General features: G+C 52.9%; 2 tRNA genes and 2 rRNA genes (1 of these 4 cut by a window edge). All 4 read left to right on the forward strand.

Features of this window, described 5'->3' with window-relative positions:
* The first annotated feature begins 147 nt into the window (after positions 1 to 147).
* Positions 148 to 1635, forward strand: a 16S ribosomal RNA gene (locus MC7420_RS04080).
* A gap of 119 nt (positions 1636 to 1754) precedes the next feature.
* A tRNA-Ile gene (locus MC7420_RS04085) sits at positions 1755 to 1828 on the forward strand.
* A 15-nt stretch (positions 1829 to 1843) separates the two neighbouring features.
* Positions 1844 to 1916 (forward strand) — tRNA-Ala (locus MC7420_RS04090).
* A gap of 231 nt (positions 1917 to 2147) precedes the next feature.
* A 23S ribosomal RNA gene (locus MC7420_RS04095) occupies positions 2148 to 2500 on the forward strand (it continues 2534 nt past the right edge of the window).
* The 16S and 23S rRNA genes sit together here with 2 tRNA genes alongside, the layout of an rRNA operon.

Here is a 2500-nt window from a genome sequence, read left to right on the forward strand (position 1 = left end):
AATCAATAGTTTGAAAGCCAAGCATACAAAACTCCTTGTCAAAAAACTTCGAGGGGAATCAGGAAACTGAGACTCTCTCAACTAATAAGGATAACTTGGAAATGTCACCTATTAATAGGTGACGTTTCGGAGCCAAAAAAACACTCTAATATGGAGAGTTTGATCCTGGCTCAGGATGAACGCTGGCGGTCTGCTTAACACATGCAAGTCGAACGCAACCTTCGGGTTGAGTGGCGGACGGGTGAGTAACGCGTGAGAATCTGCCTTGGGGTCGGGGACAACCACTGGAAACGGTGGCTAATACCGGATAAGCCTTCGGGTAAAAGATTTATTGCCCCAAGAGGAGCTCGCGTCTGATTAGCTAGTTGGTGAGGTAAGAGCTCACCAAGGCAGCGATCAGTAGCTGGTCTGAGAGGACGATCAGCCACACTGGGACTGAGACACGGCCCAGACTCCTACGGGAGGCAGCAGTGGGGAATTTTCCGCAATGGGCGAAAGCCTGACGGAGCAAGACCGCGTGAGGGAGGAAGGCTCTTGGGTTGTAAACCTCTTTTCTCAGGGAAGAAGCTCTGACGGTACCTGAGGAATCAGCCTCGGCTAACTCCGTGCCAGCAGCCGCGGTAATACGGAGGAGGCAAGCGTTATCCGGAATTATTGGGCGTAAAGCGTCCGCAGGTGGCGATTCAAGTCTGCTGTCAAAGCACGGGGCTTAACTCCGTTAAGGCAGTGGAAACTGAATAGCTAGAGTGCCGTAGGGGTAGAGGGAATTCCCGGTGTAGCGGTGAAATGCGTAGAGATCGGGAAGAACATCGGTGGCGAAAGCGCTCTACTGGACGGCAACTGACACTCAGGGACGAAAGCTAGGGGAGCGAATGGGATTAGATACCCCAGTAGTCCTAGCTGTAAACGATGGATACTAGGTGTAGCTTGTATCGACCCGAGCTGTGCCGAAGCTAACGCGTTAAGTATCCCGCCTGGGGAGTACGCACGCAAGTGTGAAACTCAAAGGAATTGACGGGGGCCCGCACAAGCGGTGGAGTATGTGGTTTAATTCGATGCAACGCGAAGAACCTTACCAGGGCTTGACATGTCCGGAACCCCGGTGAAAGCTGGGGGTGCCTTCGGGAGCCGGAACACAGGTGGTGCATGGCTGTCGTCAGCTCGTGTCGTGAGATGTTGGGTTAAGTCCCGCAACGAGCGCAACCCTCGTCTTTAGTTGCCAGCATTAAGTTGGGCACTCTAGAGAGACTGCCGGTGACAAACCGGAGGAAGGTGGGGATGACGTCAAGTCAGCATGCCCCTTACGCTCTGGGCGACACACGTACTACAATGGTCGGGACAGAGGGCAGCTAACCTGCGAAGGCAAGCTAATCCCAGAAACTCGGCCTCAGTTCAGATCGCAGGCTGCAACTCGCCTGCGTGAAGGAGGAATCGCTAGTAATCGCCGGTCAGAATACGGCGGTGAATCCGTTCCCGGGCCTTGTACACACCGCCCGTCACACCATGGAAGCTGGCCACGCCCGAAGTCGTTACCCTAACCCTCCGGGGAGGGGGACGCCGAAGGCAGGGTTGGTGACTGGGGTGAAGTCGTAACAAGGTAGCCGTACCGGAAGGTGTGGCTGGATCACCTCCTTTTTAGGGAGACCAACTGATTGATGAAGAGAATAAATAATTAAAGCTTCATCAATTCGGACACCCTAGGTCGGTCAAGGAAAAAGTAGATTGGCTTTCAAACTGGTTTCGGTTCGGAAAATGGGCTATTAGCTCAGGTGGTTAGAGCGCACCCCTGATAAGGGTGAGGTCCCTGGTTCGAGTCCAGGATGGCCCACCTGTTCCAGGAAGAGGGGGTATAGCTCAGCTGGTAGAGCGCTGCCTTTGCAAGGCAGATGTCAGCGGTTCGAGTCCGCTTACCTCCATACTTCCCCAAGAAGCGAGCAGGTTAAGCCAAACACCCGCAAACAAGAACCGGAAAAAACAGAGCGTTCAGCACCTGTAGAAGTCAAAAGAACTTGCTCAGACTGCTGGACGTAAACGTTCAGTCAGAACCTTGAAAACTGCATAGCGAGAGAAAAAGTCAAAGTCAGATAGTAATGCACAATGCCAAAAAAGGCGTTTGTGTCTTACACAGACAAAAACCAAAAATAGATGGTCAAGCTACAAAGAGCTAACGGTGGATACCTAGGCACACAGAGGCGAAGAAGGACGTGGCGACCGACGATACACTCCGGGGAGCTGGAAGCAAGCGTTGAGCCGGAGGTTTCCGAATGGGGCAACCCCAAGTACGGCTGACTGAATCCATAGGTCAGCACGAGCCAACCCAGCCAACTGAAACATCTTAGTAGCTGGAGGAAAAGAAAGCAAAAGCGATTCCCCCAGTAGCGGCGAGCGAAAAGGGACCAGCCTAAACCATCTAGCATGCTAGATGGGGTAGTGGGACAGCCATAAGGGAATACCCGAGGCTAGACGAAGTTGTTGAATGCAACACCAAAGAAGGTGAAAG

The organism is Coleofasciculus chthonoplastes PCC 7420 (genome assembly GCF_000155555.1).
GTDB lineage: Bacteria > Cyanobacteriota > Cyanobacteriia > Cyanobacteriales > Coleofasciculaceae > Coleofasciculus > Coleofasciculus chthonoplastes_A.